The sequence below is a fragment of the Streptomyces sp. RGM 3693 genome (assembly GCF_050471125.1).
Lineage (GTDB): Bacteria > Actinomycetota > Actinomycetes > Streptomycetales > Streptomycetaceae > Streptomyces.
The window spans coordinates 1,604,103-1,621,461 of sequence record NZ_JBMPPQ010000001.1; the positions used below are offsets into that span (position 1 = coordinate 1,604,103).

General features: G+C 72.0%; 14 protein-coding genes. 6 read left to right on the forward strand and 8 right to left on the reverse strand.

All coding sequences use genetic code 11. The features are described from left to right. Nucleotides 1–10 precede the first annotated feature (10 nt). Together ACO0M4_RS06745 and ACO0M4_RS06750 are read right to left on the reverse strand one after the other, a co-directional pair. Nucleotides 11–838, reverse strand: coding sequence for an enoyl-CoA hydratase/isomerase family protein (locus tag ACO0M4_RS06745; RefSeq protein ID WP_430368771.1), 828 nt, complete (start codon nt 836–838; stop codon nt 11–13). A gap of 49 nt (nt 839–887) precedes the next feature. Further along, nucleotides 888–2,069, reverse strand: coding sequence for a CaiB/BaiF CoA transferase family protein (locus tag ACO0M4_RS06750; protein WP_430368772.1), 1,182 nt, complete (start codon nt 2,067–2,069; stop codon nt 888–890). A 121-nt stretch (nt 2,070–2,190) separates the two neighbouring features. Here ACO0M4_RS06750 and ACO0M4_RS06755 point away from each other — a divergent pair, with 121 nt between their 5' ends. After that, on the forward strand, nt 2,191–3,117 hold the full coding sequence (locus ACO0M4_RS06755) for a LysR family transcriptional regulator (protein ID WP_430368773.1): 927 nt from the start codon (nt 2,191–2,193) through the stop codon (nt 3,115–3,117). Nucleotides 3,118–3,555: 438 nt separating this feature from the next. On the opposite strand, the gene ACO0M4_RS06760 is transcribed toward ACO0M4_RS06755, so the two are convergent. Next, nucleotides 3,556–4,038: a DUF456 domain-containing protein gene (locus ACO0M4_RS06760; protein WP_430368774.1), complete on the reverse strand. Its 483-nt coding sequence runs from the start codon at nt 4,036–4,038 to the stop codon at nt 3,556–3,558. 852 nt (nt 4,039–4,890) lie between these two features. Between ACO0M4_RS06760 and ACO0M4_RS06765 the strand changes: the two genes are divergently transcribed. After that, a complete protein-coding gene (locus ACO0M4_RS06765; RefSeq protein ID WP_430368775.1) occupies nt 4,891–5,793 on the forward strand; it encodes a protein phosphatase 2C domain-containing protein in 903 nt (300 codons plus the stop codon). 163 nt (nt 5,794–5,956) lie between these two features. Here the strand turns inward: ACO0M4_RS06765 and ACO0M4_RS06770 are convergent, their stop codons facing one another. Together ACO0M4_RS06770 and ACO0M4_RS06775 are read right to left on the reverse strand one after the other, a co-directional pair. Continuing rightward, nucleotides 5,957–6,175 (reverse strand): DUF397 domain-containing protein, encoded by a 219-nt coding sequence (locus ACO0M4_RS06770; RefSeq protein WP_430368776.1) that lies wholly within the window; start codon nt 6,173–6,175, stop codon nt 5,957–5,959. After that, nucleotides 6,175–6,990, reverse strand: coding sequence for a helix-turn-helix domain-containing protein (locus tag ACO0M4_RS06775; protein WP_430368777.1), 816 nt, complete (start codon nt 6,988–6,990; stop codon nt 6,175–6,177). Before ACO0M4_RS06775 ends, ACO0M4_RS06770 begins: the two co-directional genes overlap by 1 nt. Nucleotides 6,991–7,668: 678 nt before the next feature. Here ACO0M4_RS06775 and ACO0M4_RS06780 point away from each other — a divergent pair. Both ACO0M4_RS06780 and ACO0M4_RS06785 read left to right on the forward strand, forming a co-directional pair. Then, nucleotides 7,669–7,923 carry a hypothetical protein gene (locus ACO0M4_RS06780; RefSeq protein WP_430368778.1) on the forward strand — a complete coding sequence of 85 codons (255 nt, stop codon included), beginning with the start codon at nt 7,669–7,671 and terminating at the stop codon, nt 7,921–7,923. 598 nt (nt 7,924–8,521) lie between these two features. Continuing rightward, nucleotides 8,522–10,264 (forward strand): pyruvate dehydrogenase, encoded by a 1,743-nt coding sequence (locus ACO0M4_RS06785; RefSeq protein WP_430368780.1) that lies wholly within the window; start codon nt 8,522–8,524, stop codon nt 10,262–10,264. A 54-nt stretch (nt 10,265–10,318) separates the two neighbouring features. Here the strand turns inward: ACO0M4_RS06785 and ACO0M4_RS06790 are convergent, their stop codons facing one another. Continuing rightward, nucleotides 10,319–13,504 carry an alpha-mannosidase gene (locus tag ACO0M4_RS06790; protein ID WP_430368781.1) on the reverse strand — a complete coding sequence of 1,062 codons (3,186 nt, stop codon included), beginning with the start codon at nt 13,502–13,504 and terminating at the stop codon, nt 10,319–10,321. Nucleotides 13,505–13,862: 358 nt separating this feature from the next. Between ACO0M4_RS06790 and ACO0M4_RS06795 the strand changes: the two genes are divergently transcribed. Next, on the forward strand, nt 13,863–14,246 hold the full coding sequence (locus ACO0M4_RS06795; protein ID WP_430371278.1) for an ATP-binding protein: 384 nt from the start codon (nt 13,863–13,865) through the stop codon (nt 14,244–14,246). Nucleotides 14,247–14,286: 40 nt separating this feature from the next. On the opposite strand, the gene ACO0M4_RS06800 is transcribed toward ACO0M4_RS06795, so the two are convergent. Beyond that, nucleotides 14,287–15,390 carry a DUF2637 domain-containing protein gene (locus tag ACO0M4_RS06800; RefSeq protein WP_430368782.1) on the reverse strand — a complete coding sequence of 368 codons (1,104 nt, stop codon included), beginning with the start codon at nt 15,388–15,390 and terminating at the stop codon, nt 14,287–14,289. Between the two features lie 212 nt (nt 15,391–15,602). Further along, complete coding sequence (locus ACO0M4_RS06805; RefSeq protein WP_430368783.1) at nt 15,603–16,454, reverse strand: (2Fe-2S)-binding protein; 852 nt, start codon at nt 16,452–16,454, stop codon at nt 15,603–15,605. A 134-nt stretch (nt 16,455–16,588) separates the two neighbouring features. Here ACO0M4_RS06805 and ACO0M4_RS06810 point away from each other — a divergent pair, with 134 nt between their 5' ends. Then, nucleotides 16,589–17,359 carry a GntR family transcriptional regulator gene (locus tag ACO0M4_RS06810; protein WP_430368784.1) on the forward strand — a complete coding sequence of 257 codons (771 nt, stop codon included), beginning with the start codon at nt 16,589–16,591 and terminating at the stop codon, nt 17,357–17,359.

Consider the following 17,359-nt stretch of genomic DNA (forward strand, 5'->3'; position numbering starts at 1 on the left):
GCGGTGGTGGTCAGGCGCCCGTGAAGTGCGGGCGGCGGCGCTCCCGGCGGGCCTGGATGCCCTCGCGGAAGTCGTCGGTGGTGGTCGTCACCGGCTGGGCGAGTCCCTCCCAGGTCAGCGCCCCTTCGACGGTGGGCTGCCCCTGAGCCAGGCCGCTCTTGGTCAGCCGGACCGCCAGCGGGGCCGCGGCCGCGATCTCGTCGGCCACGTCGAGCGCGGCCCGAAGCACCTGGTCGGCCGGCAGTGCCTCGTGCACCATGCCGATGGTGGCGGCTCGCGCTCCGCTGATCAGCCGCCCGGTCAGCAGCAGTTCCCGTGCCCTCGGCGGGCCGACGGCCTCCGCGAGCAGGGCGGTGGTGGCCATGCCCGGGTGCAGGCCGAGTTGGACGAACGGCGCGCCGAGCTTCGCCTCCGCCGCGGCGTACCGCAGGTCGCAGGCCAGGGCCAGCGCCAGTCCGGCGCCCACCGCGTGGCCGTTGACCGCCGCCACGGTGGGGACGGGCAGGTCACGAACGGTCAGCCAGGTCCGGTAGAAGTCCGACAGTCGGGCCCGGGTACCGGGGAGGCCCCGGCCGTGCCGGTCGGCGAGTTCCCCCAGGTCGGCGCCCGAGCAGAACGCGGGGCCGGTGCCGGTGATCACGACGGCGCGCAGATCGGGGTCCTGGCACAGGGACCGCATGGCGCGCCGCCACTGTGCGGTCAGCCGCCCGGTCATCGGATTGCGCTTGGCGGGGTTGTCGAAGGTGACCACCGTGACGCCGTTCGGCCGGTGCTCGACGCGCAGCGGTTCCCGCTCGTTCGGCGCTGCCTGTTCGTCCAGGGGTGCTTGCTCGTTCACGGGTCCTCGATTCGGGCCGCTGGTAAGGGGGTTGGTGACTGTTGAGGGTTCAGGCGGACGGTCGGTGGTCGATCTCGGCAAAGACCTCCTCGGTGTGCTCACCGATCCGCGGGCAGTGCCGGTGCAGGCCGGCCGGCGTGGCCCAGAAGCGCACGGGCTGGCCGATGAGGCGGTAGCCGCCCTCGGTGGGGTGCTCGGCCTCCTGGAGCAGACCGCCTTCGGTGGCGTACGCGCTGGTGGCGGCCTCCGTCAGGCTCAGCACCGGGGCGGCGGGGATGCTGGTCGCGTCGCAGAACTCCTGCCATTCCGCGTTGGTGTGCCGGGCCGTGAACTCGCCGACCAGTACGTAGAGTTCGTCGGCGTTGCGGGCGCGCGCGGCGAACGACGCGAAGCGTGGGTCGTCGGCCAGTTCCGGGCGGCCGACGAAGGCGAAGAAGTCACGCCAGTTGCGGTCGCTGTAGGGCAGGATGCACATCCAGCCGTCCGCCGTGCGGGAGGCCGTGCGGCGCGGGCTGAGCGCCCGCGGGTAACCGATCGGCCCTGCGGGCGGGTTGAGCGTCGCCGCCGCCAGGTGCTCGACGAGGTTGAAGGCCAGCATGGTGTCGGCCATCGGGACCTCGACGTGCTGTCCTTGGCCGGTGCGGTCACGATGGTGGAGCGCGGCGAGCACCGACTGCACGATCACCAGGCCGCATATCTTGTCGGCCAGCACGGTGGGGACGTAGTGCGGGACGCCGCTGACCTGTTCGTTCAGCCATACCAGGCCGGAGGCCGCCTGTACGACGTCGTCGTAGGCCGCGTGCCCGCCGAGGGTGGAATCGCTGCGGAAGCCCTGGGCGTTGAGGTAGACCAGGCCGGAGTTGACGGCCGCCACGTCCTCGTAGGCCAGGTCGAGGCGCCGCAGGGCCTGCGGGCGGATGTTGGTGAGGAAGACGTCCGCGCTCGCGAGGAGGGCGAGCAGGGCGTCGCGGCCGCCCGGGGCCTTGAGGTCGAGGGCGACGCTGCGCTTGTTGCGGTTGAGGTTGAGGGTCATCACCCCCATCCCGGGGCTGCGGGTCGGCGGGTAGTGGCGGGTCAGGTCACCGGTCGGCGGTTCGACCTTGATCACGTCCGCTCCCAGGTCGCCGAGCTGTTGGGCCGCGTACGGGCCCATGATCACGCTGGCCAGCTCGACCACCCGCACGCCGTGCAGTGGACCGACGCCACCGTTCGCTTCCCGTCCTGTCGACATGGCACGTCTCCGATCTCCCCCGAGGCCGGCTTCGCGCGCCGGACCGTTGACGGCCAGTCAAATCCTCGACGCCCCATATCGTCCAATACTTCCTTCCGGCGACTTTCATATGCTGTGTCATATGGAATTGACCCAGCGCATCCTCCAGCAGGTCGTCGTATTGGCCGAGGAACAGCACTTCGGCCGCGCTGCCGAGCGGCTCGCCATGCGGCAGCCACCGCTCAGCCAGGCGATCCAGCGACTGGAGCGCGGCCTCAACGTCACCCTCTTCGACCGCCTTCCGCGCGGGGCTCGGCTCACCCCGGCCGGCCGCGCGTTCGCCGAGGACGCCCGGCGGCTGCTCGAAGCGCAGGCCGCCGCCGTGGACCGGGCCCGGCGGATCGCCAGCGGGCACGAGGGCGAGCTCCGACTCGGGTTCATCAGCAGCCTCGGCTACGACTTCCTGCCGCGCCTGCTGCGCCGCACCCACGCGCAGTTGCCCGGTCTGCGGCTGCACCTGGGTCAACACCCCTCTGCGGAGCTGGTCGACATGCTCCAGGCCGGGACGCTCGACCTCGCACTGATCCGGCTCCCCGTCACGGGCACGGAACGCCTGACCGTCCGGCGGATCGGCGTGGAACGGCTGGTGGCGGTTCTTCCCGAACACCATCCGCTCGTCGCCAAGTCACGCCTCGACCTGCGGGAACTCGCCGAGGAGCAGTTTGCGGTGCCCAAGCCGGGCGCGCTGCCCGGGCTGGCCGAGCAGGTTGCGCTCGCCTGCGCGCAGGCCGGCTTCACGCCCCGACCACGCGGCCAGGCGGACGACCTGCCGGGGCTGCTCAGCTACGTCGCCGCCGGCCTGTGCCTGGCGCTCGCCCCCGAGCAGGTACGCACGCTGGGCATCCCGGGCGTGGCTTGCCGCCCCCTGCACGGCGATTCCCCCTACCTGGAGACCGCGGTCGCCGCCGTGCACCGCTCGGACGGCCCCGACGCCGCCGTGCAAGAGGTCCTGAAGCTGGTTGGCGCCTGCCACCTGCCGGCCGACGCCGGGTCGCCGACCGGCCCCTGACCGTGCCCGCCGACCACCGTGTACGCAGCGGTGGGAGATCGACGTTGCCGCCTGGGACGCGTGGTGCCCGCTCGGCATCGACTGTGCCGCGTTGACGGGCTTAAGCGTCCGGTCGAAAAGCTCAAGGCGCGGTGGGGCGTCGCGACTCGCTACGACAAGCCGCCCACAAGCCACCTCGCCGGCCTCGACCTCCGCGCCTCGATGATCCGGATCAACGACCTCCTGCAGACACCTGGTTGATCACCACCTCACACAGTCCCTGGTTCGGATGCCGGATGCCGGATGCCGGATGCCAGGCACCGGTTCCGGATCTCGGTCCCGGTATGGCCCGTTCACCACGTGTAACGCCGTTACAGGGCGCCGTTGTGTAACGCCGTCACGGACCCGACCCCATCGGAGAACCGGGGCACCCGGGCATCGGGGCAGTGACCCCGAGCGTCAGCTCGCGATCACCGCCCCCACCCAGGCGCCCACCACCAACAAGCAGGCGAACAACTCCACCAGCACGCTCAGGCCGATGGCGCGCAAGGCCGTACGCGTGGAGGCCAGGGCGTCGCCGTGGCTGCCGAGGCGGACGCGTTCGAGGACGTAGAGGCCGCCGAGTGCGCCCAACGGGCACCCGATGACGGGGACCAGGAAGAACCCCGCGACACCGGCCACGCCGGCGAGGGCCAGCGTGCGGTAGGGGGCACCCGCGTCGCGCAGATTGCGGGCCGGGAGCAGCCATTTGAGCACCTGGTTGAGGAGCAGGACGGCGGTGCCGGCCGTCAACACCGTCCAGGCGAGGGCGGACCGCTCCGCCGTCGCCCACCACAGCAGCCCCGCCCAGACCACCAGCGGCCCCGGGAGACCGGGGACCAACACCCCGAACACTCCGAGCAGCAGGACGAGGCCGACGGCGATCAACTGCCAGGCATTCATGCGCCGACCCCGGCGGCGCCGGCGCACGGCCGCGCCCGGAGCGGCGCACGCCCCACGACGGCTCGCACGCTGCGCTCTCTCACGGCCCGCATGGCCCAAGCCTGCCGGACACGGCCGGGACGCGCTTCCTGGAATGCCCTTTTCGCGCCCTGTTTCGGTGGCGTATGCCACGGGACAATACGGCCCATGAAGCAGCAGGGGGCGGGCCGCGGCAGGGAGGACGACTGGTGGTGGCGAGAGCTGTACGGCGAGGGTCCCGGCACGGGCGGTGAGGACGGAGCGGGCCCGCCGCCCGCCACCTCCGACACCCTCGACGACCGGATCGAGTCCGCGTTACGGACGGTGGGGAGGCGCCCGGCCACGGACCCGCCGGGCGCCAACGGCACACCGCCGCCCGGCCCGGACCAGCGACAGCCGCCCGTCACGCCGGGGGTGCCGGATCCGTGCGTCACGCCGGGGGTGCCGGATCCGCGCTTCGAACGTGCGGTGCCGGACCCACGTGCCGTATCGACTGCCGGGGATCCGACTGCCGGGGATCCGGCCGCCGTGGATCCGACCGCCCGGCGAGACGTCGCGTCCGAGGCGCCGGCGTCCGAGGTATTTGTCCCGCGGGCGTTCGAGCCCCGGCCGTGGGAGCCGAGTGTGTGGGAGCCGCGGCCCTGGGAGCTGCCCGGCCGGCCGGCGCCGACCCCGCCCGGCCCCGCGGAACCGCTCCTCCTCCGCGCCACGGGCCCGGCCACGGCTCCGGCGCCGCCCCCCGCCCCCGCCGTACCTCCGTCTCCGTCACCGCCCTCTGCCCCGTCCCTGCCCCCGCCATCGTCCCCCGCCCCGTGGGAAACCACGGAGGCAGCCGTGCCGCAGGACGACGGGACGGGCACCGAGCCCGTCGCTCAACCGCCGGCCGCCGCACCTGCACTCCTCGTCGTCCCCTCGCTCCCCGCCGCCTCCGCGTTCCCGGTGGCCGGTCCGGACGCCCTCGACGACCTGGTGCCCGACACCGTTCTGGACGGCGCCCGGTTCGGCTCCGTCGCCGTCCGGGCCGTCTCGCAGCGCGGCGACGACGCCCGCCAACGGGGTGATGTGCGGGGCGGGGCGTTCCTCACCGCCCGGTTCGGGGCGGGCCGGGACGCGCTCCTCCTGGTGGCCGTCGCCGTCGGACCGTCCGGCACGGGGGAGGCCGCCCACCGCGCGGCCCGCCACGTCTGCGCCTGGGCCGGTGACGCCGTCGGCCGCAACTCCACCCAACTGGCGCAGGACCTCCGCACCGGCCGGCACGACGCGCTCAAGGCGGGGCTGCGACGCCTCACCGACCACGGTTACGGCAGGCTGCGCGGCCGGACCGCGGAACCGGCGGTGGCGTCGGAAGCCCACCCGGCCGCGCTGCGCTGCCTGTTGCTGCCCGCCGACCCGGACTGCCGGACGCGGGTGTGCTTCGGCGTCGGCGGGGGCGGGCTCTTCCGGCTGCGCGACGGCGGCTGGGAGGACCTGGAGCCCACCGCCGCGCCGGCGGAGGCGTACCCCGCCCCGGCGGCGTTCCGCTTCCGCGCCGTGTCGGGGCGCCCGGGGGACGTGCTGCTGTTGTGCGGCACCGGTCTGGCGGTGCCGCACACCGGTGACCCGGGCTTCGCCGCCCGGCTCGCCGCCGCGTGGTCCGTCCCCGGGCCGCCCGACCTGGCCGACTTCCTCACGGCCGTCCAGCCCCGCGGCGCGGGAAACGCCAAGGACCGCACGGCGGTGGCGGTGTGGGAGTCGTAGCGCCCGATCCTCACCTGCTCCTCACCCGCCCACCCCCCGAAAGGGGAATAGAGAGAGAACCCAAGAACTGAGACATGGCTGAAGCACGCAACTCTCTGGCGCTCCGGGGCATGCGAACGGCCACCCTCCGTGATGAGGGTGGCCGTTGGGCGTCGTGCGTGCGCTACGCCGTGAACTGGTCATCCTTGACTGATTCGACGAATGCCGACCACTGCGAAACCGGGAAGATCAGCGCCGGTCCGGAAGGGTTCTTCGAGTCACGGACGGGAATGAGCCCGGATTGATTAAACGTTCGGGCGAACTCTATGCACTGACCGCCATTTCCACCGCTGTAACTACTCTTGACCCACTCTGCGTGAGAGAGGTTCAGGGTTGCACTCATTACTTGTATTCCTCCATTAGCTTGGCGATGAAGTCTAGTGAGTCGTCCGGTGACAGTGCGACGGCCCGCAACCGATCGAATGCGGCTTGCGCTTCGGTTATGGCCGCTTCAGAGTCCGCAACATGTCCGCGATATTGCGTTTCCGAATACAGAGCGACAGATCTGTCCGGCTGTTCTAGCAGTGTAAACGGGAGATGAGATGGGGGCGCTCCGGCTGAGAACTTCAGAACCTGGATCGTAATGTGCGGCGATTTCGCGAGGTGCAGCAGAAAGTCAAGCTGCCCGCGAAGTACCTTCCGTCCGCCGACTTCCGTTCTGAGGCAAGCCTCATGAAGGATGACCCACAGTAGGGGCGGGTTCTTCTGCTCCATTACACGGCGCCTGCCCATTCGAGCATCTACCGTGACCTCGATCTCGCTTGGTTCGGCACGTGGATGAGAGGCCCGAACGACCGCCCTCGCGTATTCAGGCGTCTGCAATATCCCCATGGGCAAGGTTGACGAGTAGTCCAGAATTGCGGTCGCTTTGCGTTCAAGGTCAACGTACGGCCCGAACCACGCCGGATGGTCCTCCTTCCCGTTCGGGTGCAGGCGTTCGAATAAGCCGTTCGTTCCGAATACGTGATCGCACCCACGGGCGAACTTCTCGCTTGGCATCACCTTCCCGGCTTCGACCTTGCTCACGTAGGCGATCGAGTAGCCGGTCCCCGTTGCCAGCCGAGATTGAGTGATCTTGCGACCTCGGCGGACCGATTTGACCTCGAACCCAAAACGTTGAAGTGGATTCAAATGTTCAGGCTGGTTGTCAGCCACCATGCCCCTGGTCTCCCCTGATGGCGGTCCCCATGAGCCGATCAGCGTCCCTTGTTTTTGAACGGGAGCCGTTCAACAAGTCCAACAGTACCTGGGCTGTGGTGAGTTGATGAGCCACCAGAACGCCAAAGACCCCCGCGACCGTGGCGACGGTCCGGGGGCGTGGCTCCAACCCCATGGAGGTTGAAAGCATGCTCCACACTATCCGAACGATCTTCGAATCGCTTTTGCGGGCGTTACTGCCTGCTCATGGGCGTCACCGGTCCGCCGGCGTCGTCCCCACAACCGAGTGCCTGGACACCCCCACCCTCGTTCTCCCCCGCGTCCCCGCCGAACAGCGGCTGCTGCGGGGTGAGGACGTGGCCTTCCTCCGTCCGTACGTGCTGACGCCGGAGGAGCGCCAGGAGCGGCGGTTGCGGCGGGGGCGGCGTCGGGCGTTGTGGCTTGCGGCGCACGGGATCGATGCGGGGCCGCGTTGGATTCACGGTGTGGAGGTGGGGTGCTGATGGCTCCCAGCCTGAGTGGCCCCGTGCACCTGCCGGACCCGTTCCCGGATCCGAAGCCGGTTGAAGGGTGCGACGTGTGCGCGGAACTGGTGAAGCAACGGGCTGCGCACCGGAAGCGCGGGGAGCGTGCGCTTGCCGCTATGTGCACGCTGGAGTTGGAGAAACACGCCCATAGGTGGAAGGCGAAGCACTGATGGCCTGGACCCGGTGGTTCGATCGAGGAGAAGAAGCGTGGAACCGGTACGTCAGGTACCCGAAGTTGTATCGCCAACTCGACGCCATGCGGGCCGATTTCAAGTCCCGTACTGCGTGGGTGGATGAGCTGACGGACGAAGAGTTGGAGGAGATGCAGCGTGGTCTTGACGCCTGCATCGACGCCATACAGGGCCCGGTCAGTGAGGCGTCGGAACGTCCGGAGGGCACGTCATGACGGTGGGGGAGAGGTTCCTGCAATGGACACTCCAGACCCGTGGGAAGTCGGGTCCCCGGCACGTGGGGAAGTGCGGAGACTGCGGGGAATTCTGCGTTGATACTTCCACCGCCGACGAAGCTCAGGATTGGTGTCTGAAGCATGTGAGAGCCACGGAGACCGGGATGACCTCCGATTGATTTTCCTCTTCGGGGACTTCGCCTCTCAAGACCGAGAGGCATACGCAGAATGGGTCCCCACATGCTTCAACGTCCCGCCAGTCATCGCGAACATGACCCTCGCGACCACCACATTCACCGGGGTTGAACTCACAGCCTGACATCCCAGCCCAACGGCCACCCTCCAACAGCATCACAGAGGGTGGCCGTTCGCACGCCCGACAACGCCAGATTGGTTGCGAGCTTCAACCATCGGACAAGAATCTGGGTCTCTCTATTCCCCCCGAAGGGGGTGGGCGGCGGGGAAAAACCTGCCCCCCGGAGGCGCAGCACGTCCCCCCATGGGTTGATGGGAAAGAGCCAGCCGCCAGCCGTCAGCCGCCAGGCAGTCACCCACCGTCCACGCGGCCGTTCGTCGTCGTTTCGAGGAGGCTCTTCCCGTGGCCAAGCAGACCGTAGCCGAGCAGTTCATCGACATCCTGGTGCGGGCCGGCGTCCGGCGGCTCTACGGGGTCGTCGGGGACAGCCTGAACCCGGTGGTGGACGCCATCCGCCGTACTGCCGCCCTCGACTGGATCCAGGTCCGGCACGAGGAGACCGCCGCGTTCGCCGCCGGCGCGGAGGCGCAGCTCACCGGGAAGCTGGCGGCCTGCGCGGGGTCCTGCGGGCCCGGCAACCTCCACCTGATCAACGGGCTGTACGACGCGCACCGTTCCATGGCCCCGGTGCTGGCGCTGGCCTCGCACATCCCGTCCAGCGAGATCGGCACCACCTACTTCCAGGAGACGCACCCGGACCGGCTGTTCTCCGAGTGCAGCCACTACAGCGAGCTGATCTCCAGCACCAAGCAGATGCCGCGGGTGGTGCAGACCGCGATCCAGCACGCCGTGGGGCAGAGCGGGGTCGCGGTCGTCTCGCTGCCCGGTGACGTCGCCGCCGAGCAGGCGCCCGAACGCGCCTTCGAGCACGCCCTGGTCACCACCCGGCCCTCGGTCCGCCCCGGGGACGAGGAGATCGACGCGCTGGCCCGGATGGTCGACGAGGCCGCCAAGGTCACGCTGTTCTGCGGCAGCGGCACGGCGGGGGCGCACGCCGAGGTGATGGAGTTCGCGGAGCGGGTGAAGTCGCCGGTGGGCCACGCCCTGCGCGGCAAGGAGTGGATCCAGTACGACAACCCGTACGACGTCGGGATGAGCGGGCTGCTGGGGTACGGCGCCGCCTACGAGGCCACCCACGAATGCGATCTGCTGATCCTGCTCGGCACGGACTTCCCGTACAGCGCGTTCCTCCCCGACGACGTGCGGATCGTCCAGGTGGACGTCCGTCCCGAGCACCTCGGCCGCCGCACCAAACTGGACCTCGCCGTCTGGGGCGACGTCCGGGAGACGCTGCGGTGCCTCCTCCCCAAGGTGCGGGAGAAGAACGACCGCACGTTCCTGGACCGGATGCTGAAGAAGCACGCGGCGACGCTGGAGGGGGTGGTCAAGGCGTACACCCGCAAGGTGGAGAAGCACGTCCCGATCCACCCGGAGTACGTGGCCTCGGTACTCGACGAGGAGGCCGCCGACGACGCGGTCTTCACCGTCGACACCGGGATGTGCAACGTCTGGGCGGCCCGCTACCTCACGCCCAACGGCCGCCGCCGGGTGATCGGTTCGTTCAGCCACGGCTCGATGGCCAACGCGCTGCCGCAGGCGATCGGCGCCCAGTTCACGGACCGCGGCCGGCAGATCGTCTCGATGTCGGGCGACGGCGGCTTCTCGATGCTGATGGGCGACTTCCTGACCCTGGTCCAGTACGACCTGCCGGTGAAGGTGGTGCTCTTCAACAACTCCTCCCTGGGGATGGTGGAGTTGGAGATGATGGTGTCGGGGCTGCCGGCGTACGGCACCACCAACCAGAACCCCGACTTCTCGGCGATCGCCCGGGCGGCCGGGGCGTACGGCGTGCGGGTGGAGAAGCCCAAGCAGTTGCGCGGGGCGCTGCGCGACGCCTTCCGGCACAAGGGGCCGGCGCTGGTCGACGTCGTCACCGACCCCAACGCGCTGTCCATCCCGCCGAAGATCAGCGCGGAGATGGTGTCGGGCTTCGCGCTCTCCGCCGGGAAGATGGTGCTGGACGGCGGGGTGGGCCGGATGGTGCAGATGGCCCGGTCCAACCTCCGGAACATCCCCCGGGTGTGAGGAGCCCTGTGGGCACGCCGTCGGGTACGCCGGTCGGCGTGCCCGACGGGTCGATCAGGCCGGTGGCGCCGGCGGGTGCTGGGGCCGGAGCCGGAGGGTGCGGATCTGGAACGGGCGCAGGGTGAGCGTCAGGTCCGAGGTCGGGCCCTCCTCCTCGTCCCGGATCGGGCGTTCCAGCAGGTCGGTGCCGGTGGCGTGGGCGACGGGGAAGCCGGGGGAGAGGGTGCCGGTGGCCCGGCCGCCGTGGGACTCGTAGAGGCGGACGATGACGTCGCCGCTGCGGTCGTCGGCGAGTTTGACCGACTCGATGGTGAGGGCGGGGTGGTCGACGCGCACCAGGGGGGCGGCGTGCGGAGTGCCGGGGGCGGTGCGGAGCGGCAGGTTGAGGGCCAGGCCGCCGGCGACGGCGTCGCCCGTCCCGGCGCCGGGCAGCAGGGCGTAGCGGAAGCGGTGGGTGCCCTGGTCGGTCTCCGGGTCCGGGCTGTGCGGGGCGCGCAGCAGGGTGAGCCGGACGGTGGTGCCGAGGCCCTCCTCGTGGGGGGAGCGGGTGACGTCGTGTCCGTAGGTGGAGTCGTTGAGGAGGGCGACGCCGTAGCCGGGTTCGGCGACCTTGAGCCAGCGGTGGGCGCAGATCTCGAAGCGGGCCGCGTCCCAGCTGGTGTTGGTGTGGGTGGGGCGGTGGACGTGGCCGAACTGGATCTCGGCGGTGGACTGTTCGGCGTGCACGTCCAGCGGGAACGCCGCCTTGAGGACCTTCTCCGACTCGTGCCAGTCGATGTCGGTGGTGATGTCCAGCCGGCGCGATCCGGCGTGCAGGGTCAGGTCCTGGGTGACGTGGGAGGCGCCGAAGGTGCGGGTGACCCGCACGGTCGCGGTAAGCGGTCCGGTGGCGAGGAGTTCGACGGAGTCGGCGGCGGTGAGGTCGGTGTGCCGGTGGCGGTAGTGCCGGTCGAGGTCCCATGCGTCGTACTGGTTGGGGTGGTCGGGGTGGAGCTGGAGGAGGTTGCCGCGGGCGCCGGGTGCCAGGACTTCCCGGCCGGCGGTCAGATCGCGTACGGAGGCCAGCAGGCCGTCGGCGTCGATGCGGACCCGTAGGCGCCCGTTGTCGAGGGTGAGGTGGCGGGCGTCGGCGGTGGCGCGCACGGGGGCCGGTGCGGGCTCGGCCCCGGGCGCGGGGGAGGAGCCGAGCGCTTGCGCAACGGTGCCGGGCCCAGAGAGCGGGGCGGAGCCGAGGGCGGGAACGTGCACGGCGACGGAGGTCGGGTCCGCGGTGCCGGCGCCCTCGTCGGCGGGCAGTTCGACGATCTCGTGGCGGTCGTAGGGCGAGGCGTTGAAGACCGCGAGGCCGGCCGCCACCGGTTCCCCCGCCCCGGTCGCGAGGGCGGCGAGGGCCTCCTCGGTCAGTGTGGTCAGTTCGGCCGTCACCGCCGCGTAGGTGTCGCGGGCCTCGCGGTGCACCCAGGCGATCGACGAGCCCGGCAGGATGTCGTGGAACTGGTGCAGCAGCACGGTCTTCCAGAGGCGGTCCAGCGCCTCGTACGGATAGCGGTACGCGGGACCGCCGGCCGCCCCGGCGGTCCGGACGGCCGCGGTCGCGGCCCACAGTTCGGCCTCCCGCAGCAGGTGCTCGCAGCGCCGGTTGCCCTGCTTGGTCTTGGCCTGCGAGGTGTAGGTGCCGCGGTGGAACTGGAGGTAGAGCTCACCGGACCAGACCGGGGCCCTCGCCCCGTACTCCTCGTGTGCGGCCTCGAAGAAGCGGGCCGGCGGTTCGACCGTCACGCGCGGGGAGCCCTCCAGGGACCGCAGTCGGCGGGCCCGCTCCAGCATCTCGCGGGTGGGTCCGCCGCCGCCGTCGCCCCAGCCGAACGGCACCAGGGAGCGGGTGGCCCGGCCCTGCTCGGCGAAGTTCCGTTCCGCGTGGGCGAGTTCGCGACCGTGGAGCTGGGAGTTGTAGGTGTCGACGGGTGGGAAATGGGTGAAGACCCGGGTCCCGTCGATGCCCTCCCACCAGAAGGTGTGGTGCGGCATCCGGTCGGTCTGGTTCCAGGAGAGCTTCTGGGTGAGGAACCACTTCGCGCCGGCCAGTCGAGCCAGCTGCGGGAAGGCGGCGGTGTACCCGAAGGAGTCGGGCAGCCAGATCTCCTCGGTCTCGACGCCCAGTTCCTCCAGGAAGAACCGCTTGCCGTGCACCAGCTGCCGGGCCAGCGCCTCACCGCCGGGCAGGTTGGCGTCGGACTCCACCCACATCGAGCCCACCGGCACCCAGTTCCCGTTCCGCACCGCCTCCTTGATGCGGGTCCAGAGCTGCGGCTGGTGGTCCCGCACCCAGGCGTACTGCTGCGCCTGCGAGCAGGAGAACACCAACTCCGGGTATTCGGTGGCGAGTTGGGTGACGTTGGCGAAGGTGCGGGTCGCCTTGCGGACGGTCTCGCGCAGCGGCCAGAGCCAGGCGGAGTCGATATGCGCGTGCCCGGTGGCCGAGACCCGGTGCGCGCTGGCCGCGGCCGGATGGCCGAGGACGTCCACTAGGGCGGCCCGGGCCGCGGCCGCCGTTCCGGCGACGTCGTGCAGGTCGAGCGCGTCCAGCAGGTCCTCCAGCGCCCGCAGGATGCCGTGCCGGCGGGGGCGGTCGGTGGGCAGCTCGTGCATCAGCTCCGACAGCACCTCGATGTCGAGGACCAACTGCCAGACGGTCTCGTCGAGCACCGCGAGGTCGGCCGCCGCGAAGCGGTAGAGCGGCCGGCGCGGGGCGGTGCGGACGTCCCCGAGGTCGGTGGGCCGGAAGTCCCGCAGTACGGCGGGGTTGGCGGCGGCCTCCAGCAGCAGCCGGACCTCCTCGCCGCCGCGCGCCGGGGCGGCGACGGGAACGTGCCGGTTGCGCGGGTGGATGCCCTTCAGCGGCACGCCGGCGGCGTCGTGGACCAGCCCCTCCGCCTGGAAGCCCGGCCCGTCGCCGGTGAAGCCCGGGTCGATGACGGCCTCCACCCGGCGCCCGGCCCACTCCGCGGGCACCTCACCGGCCAGCCGGAACCAACTGGTCGACCACGGCGGCCCCCAGACGTCCCCGACCGCGAACGGCTCGTACATGCCCGCCAGCGCCTCGGCCGCCGGCCGCGGTTCGCCCGGTACGTGCCACACCTCCAGCCGCAGCGGCCGCCGCGCCGCGTACTGCGCGGGCCGGATGTGCTGCTTGAGCGCCCGCGTGAGGCGCCCCTCCACCAGCAGTCGGTCGTCGTGCACAGCGGCTCCTCACGCTCGTACGGCACGCGGGTCCGGCGCCGGCCCGCGGACCGGTCCGCTCCGGGCGGTCGCGGAACGTATACCCACCTCGGCCCGTCGGGGCCCGTTCCGCGGGGGTGCCGCAGACCGCCCCGCCGGCCCGCGGTGCCGGCCGCCCGGCCGTGGCCGGCAAGCGGAAGCATGGCGGCGGGCCCGATGGGAATGCTGACCGTGAGGCTGTTCGAGGCAGAGCGCTGGTGGTTCGTTGGGGGCGGGGGAGAGCATGCGTCAGCCTGTGCGACGCGAGGACCGGAACAGACGGCAGCGAGCGGACGGGGGGAGCGAGCACGGGGCGGTCGCGGTGCGGGCACCCGGCGTGCTGGAACGGAAGGTGCGACAGGCCGATCTCCAGGCCGTCGGCGAGGTCCGCAGGGAGCTGCGGGAGTTACTCGGCCGCTGGGCGCCGCCGGACGGCGGGGCACCGGCGGATCCGGAAGTGGCGGCGCTGCTGACCAGCGAGTTGGTGACCAACGCCCTGCTGCACACCGAGGGCGGAGCGGTGGTGACGGCACGGGTCACCGACCGACTGCGGGTGGAGGTGCGGGACTTCGCCGCGCGATGTCCCGAGCCGCGTGAGCCGTCGGTCGACGGGACGTCGGGGCGGGGGTTGACGCTGGTCCGGGCCCTGGCGGACGCATGGGGCATCCGGTCCGAAGGGGTCGGCAAGTGCGTGTGGTTCGAGTTGGGCGGCGGACCGGCCTGACGCGAAGCCGGGGGTGTGGGTCGGCGCGGTCCGCCAAAGGTCAGCCGAATTGCCGTTCGATCTCGGCGAGTTTCTCCTCCAGGGAGTCCAGCCGGGGGGTCGTCTGGGTGTCGTCCTCGGCGGTGAGGTCGACGGAGCCGTGACGGCCGGGCACGGCCCCTTCGGGCTCGGCGCCGGTCACGGCCTTGAGGGCCGGCCGGGGCCGTTTGGTCGGGTCGCCGTGGTGCAGCGCCGCCGGGTCGGCCGGTCCGGGGGCATCCGGACCGGCGGGCGGGGCGGCCTCCGCGGTGGCTGCCGCGGGTACCGCCGGTGCGCCCATCGTGACGGCGATCTGACGTCCGCGACTCCTGCCCCACGAGCGGTGCTGCCGGTTGAGGGCCTTGATGCGGGCCCGGTCGAGCTTGCCCTGCTCCCGCCTGCGGAGCCGGCTCTGGGCCTTCTCCCGCTTGTCCTCGCGGACCTCCTCGACCGCCTCGTCCAGCGTGCGGACGCCTTCCAGCAGCATCAGCGACCAGGCCGCGAAGGTCTCGCGGGGCGCCCGCAGCCACCGCACGATCCGGATCTGCGGCAGCGGGCGGGGCACCAGGCCCTGTTCGCGCAGCGCCGCCCGGCGGGTCTGCTTCAGCGCCCGGTCGAAGAGGACCGCCGCCGACAGCGACATCCCGGCGAAGAACTGCGGCGCGCCGGCGTGGTCCAGGCCGCGCGGGGCGTGCACCCAGTTGAACCACGCGGCGGCGCCGGCGAACGTCCACACCAGCATCCGGGAGCCGAGTGCCGCGTCGCCGTGACTGGCCTCGCGCACCGCCAGGACGGAGCAGAACATCGCCGCGCCGTCGAGCCCGAACGGCACCAGGTACTCCCAGCCCCCGGTGAGGCCGAGGTTCTGCACGCCGAAGCCGACCAGGCCGTGGAAGGACAGCGCCGCGGCCACCGCGGCGCAGCAGAACAGCAGCACGTAGGAGGCCGAGGCGAAGACGGTCTCCTTGCGGCGGCGGCGCTCCTCGCTGCGTTCCCAGGAGTCGTCGGCGCCGGCCCGCCGGTCCGCGCGGCGGCCGCGCCGCACGACGACGGCGGTGGTCATGGCCCCGGCGAGCAGCAGAAACGTCGGAACAAGCCAGTTCAGCGATATATCGGTCATTCTCATTCCGGGACCCCTTGCTCAGGTTGCGGCACGTTCGCGGGTTCGCGAGTGCGCGCGCCATCCTGGCGGAACCGGCCCTGGCCGCACGGGGTTTCGGAGCAAGAGAACGCCAAGGGGTGCCGGGGTGGGCAGTTGCCTGACCCGGAGTTCGAACTGCCTTGCTGTGCGGGGTGGTTGTGTGCGAGACGCGGTCACCCGTGTGGGTGGCGGACGGGTCAGGAGGTTGCGGTGAGGCGGCTGATGCGCCCCGTGTCGCAGGTGCGCGGGCAGGTGACGCAGGTGTCCTCGGGGCGCAGGGTGTAGTACATGCAGCAGCTGGCCCGGTCCCGGGTGGGCAGGGCGGCGCCGTCCGGCCCGGTCAGCTCGCGGAACCCGGCGCCGGCCGCGTACGGCGCGGTGGCGCCCGGCAGCAGCCGCGCCAGCTCGGTCACCGCCCGCCGCTCCTCGCCCAACAGGTGCCCGATGTACCAGAGCCCCTCCACGATCTCGTCGGACGCCATGCCCCACAGCGCCCGCGGGCCGCGCCGCATGCGGGTGCGGAAGCCGTCCAGGACGGGCCGCAGGTGGTCGGCGACCGCGGTGCGGACCTCGGCGCGCAGGGCCTCTTCGTCCGGCACCACCCGGGCGCCGGGCAGGGCGGCCGCCGGGTCGTCCGGGAGGCATCCGAAAGAGTTCGTGCGTACCGCCATCCGGCCCAGCTCGCGGTGGAAGCGGACGTCCCCCGCGGACAGGTGCGGCACCCGGCGGTGCAGGAACCACGGGACGGTGATCAGCAGGCAGGCCGGCCAGGCGTAGCGGTGCAGCGCGAAGCTCGCGACCACGTCGGGGCGGGCGGCCTGTCCGTAGTCCCGGGCGATCCGGGCCGCCTCGTCGGCGAGGAAGGCGTCCAGCGCCGGCCCGGCCGCGGCCAGCGCGGCCGCGTCCAGCCAGCCGTCGCCCTCGGGCGGAGTCGGGTCCCAGAGCGTCACCCGCAGGTCCGGGAACACCTCGGCGAGCCGGGCGTAGGCGTCCCCGGCGGGGTGGGGGACGGCGGGGGCGGCGGGCGCGGCAGCAACGGCAGGAGGCATGCGGGAGACCACCGAATCGCGATCGTTGGCAGGTAAGGCTTACCTTATCCGAAATCCCTACCCGTGCCGGCGGAGGTGTGAACCGACGCTGCGGACGCTTATGGTGCTGGCAGCCGTCAGCAGGAGGAAGCGTCATGGAGCAGGGCACAGCGGAGCCGCAGCCGGAGACCCGGATGTGGCTGCCCGCGCAGGCCGCCTCCGCCGAGCCGTACGGCGCCCGGGACCGCGACGGCGCCCCGGCGGCGGCCGCGCCCTGCGCCCGGCCGCCCCGACCGCGGCCGCGCCGGCACTCGGTGCGCGGCCAGGTCCTGGACGCCCTGCGCCGGGCGCTGACCGCCGGGGAACTGCTCCCCGGCGAGGTCTACTCCGCACCGGCCCTCGCCGAGCAGTACGGCGTCTCCGCGACCCCGGTCCGTGAGGCCATGCAGCAGCTCGCCGGGGAGGGAGCCGTCGAGGTCGCGCCCAACCGCGGCTTCCGGGTCTGCGAGCGCAGCTCCCGCGACCTCGCCGAGCTCTGTGAGGTCCGCACCATGCTGGAGCTGCCCGCGGTCCTCCGGCTGGCCCGGGCGGTGCCCGCGGAGCGCTGGGAGGAGCTGCGCCCGCTGGCCGAGGACGGAGTGGCGGCCGCCGCCCGGGGCGACCGGGCCGGGTACGCCGAGGCCGACCACGCCTTCCATCAGGCGCTGATCGCGCTCACCGGGAACCGACGGCTCACCCAGGTCACCGGTGATCTGCTGCGCCGCGCACAGTGGTCGGCGGGCGGCGGCGGACGGCCCCGCACGGCCGATCTGCTGGCCGACGCCTCCGAGCACACCGCCCTGCTCGACGCGCTGATCGCCCAGGAGCACGCGGTCGTCGAACGGATCGCCCGCACGCACCTGTCGGCGGCCCGGCACCGGCACTGA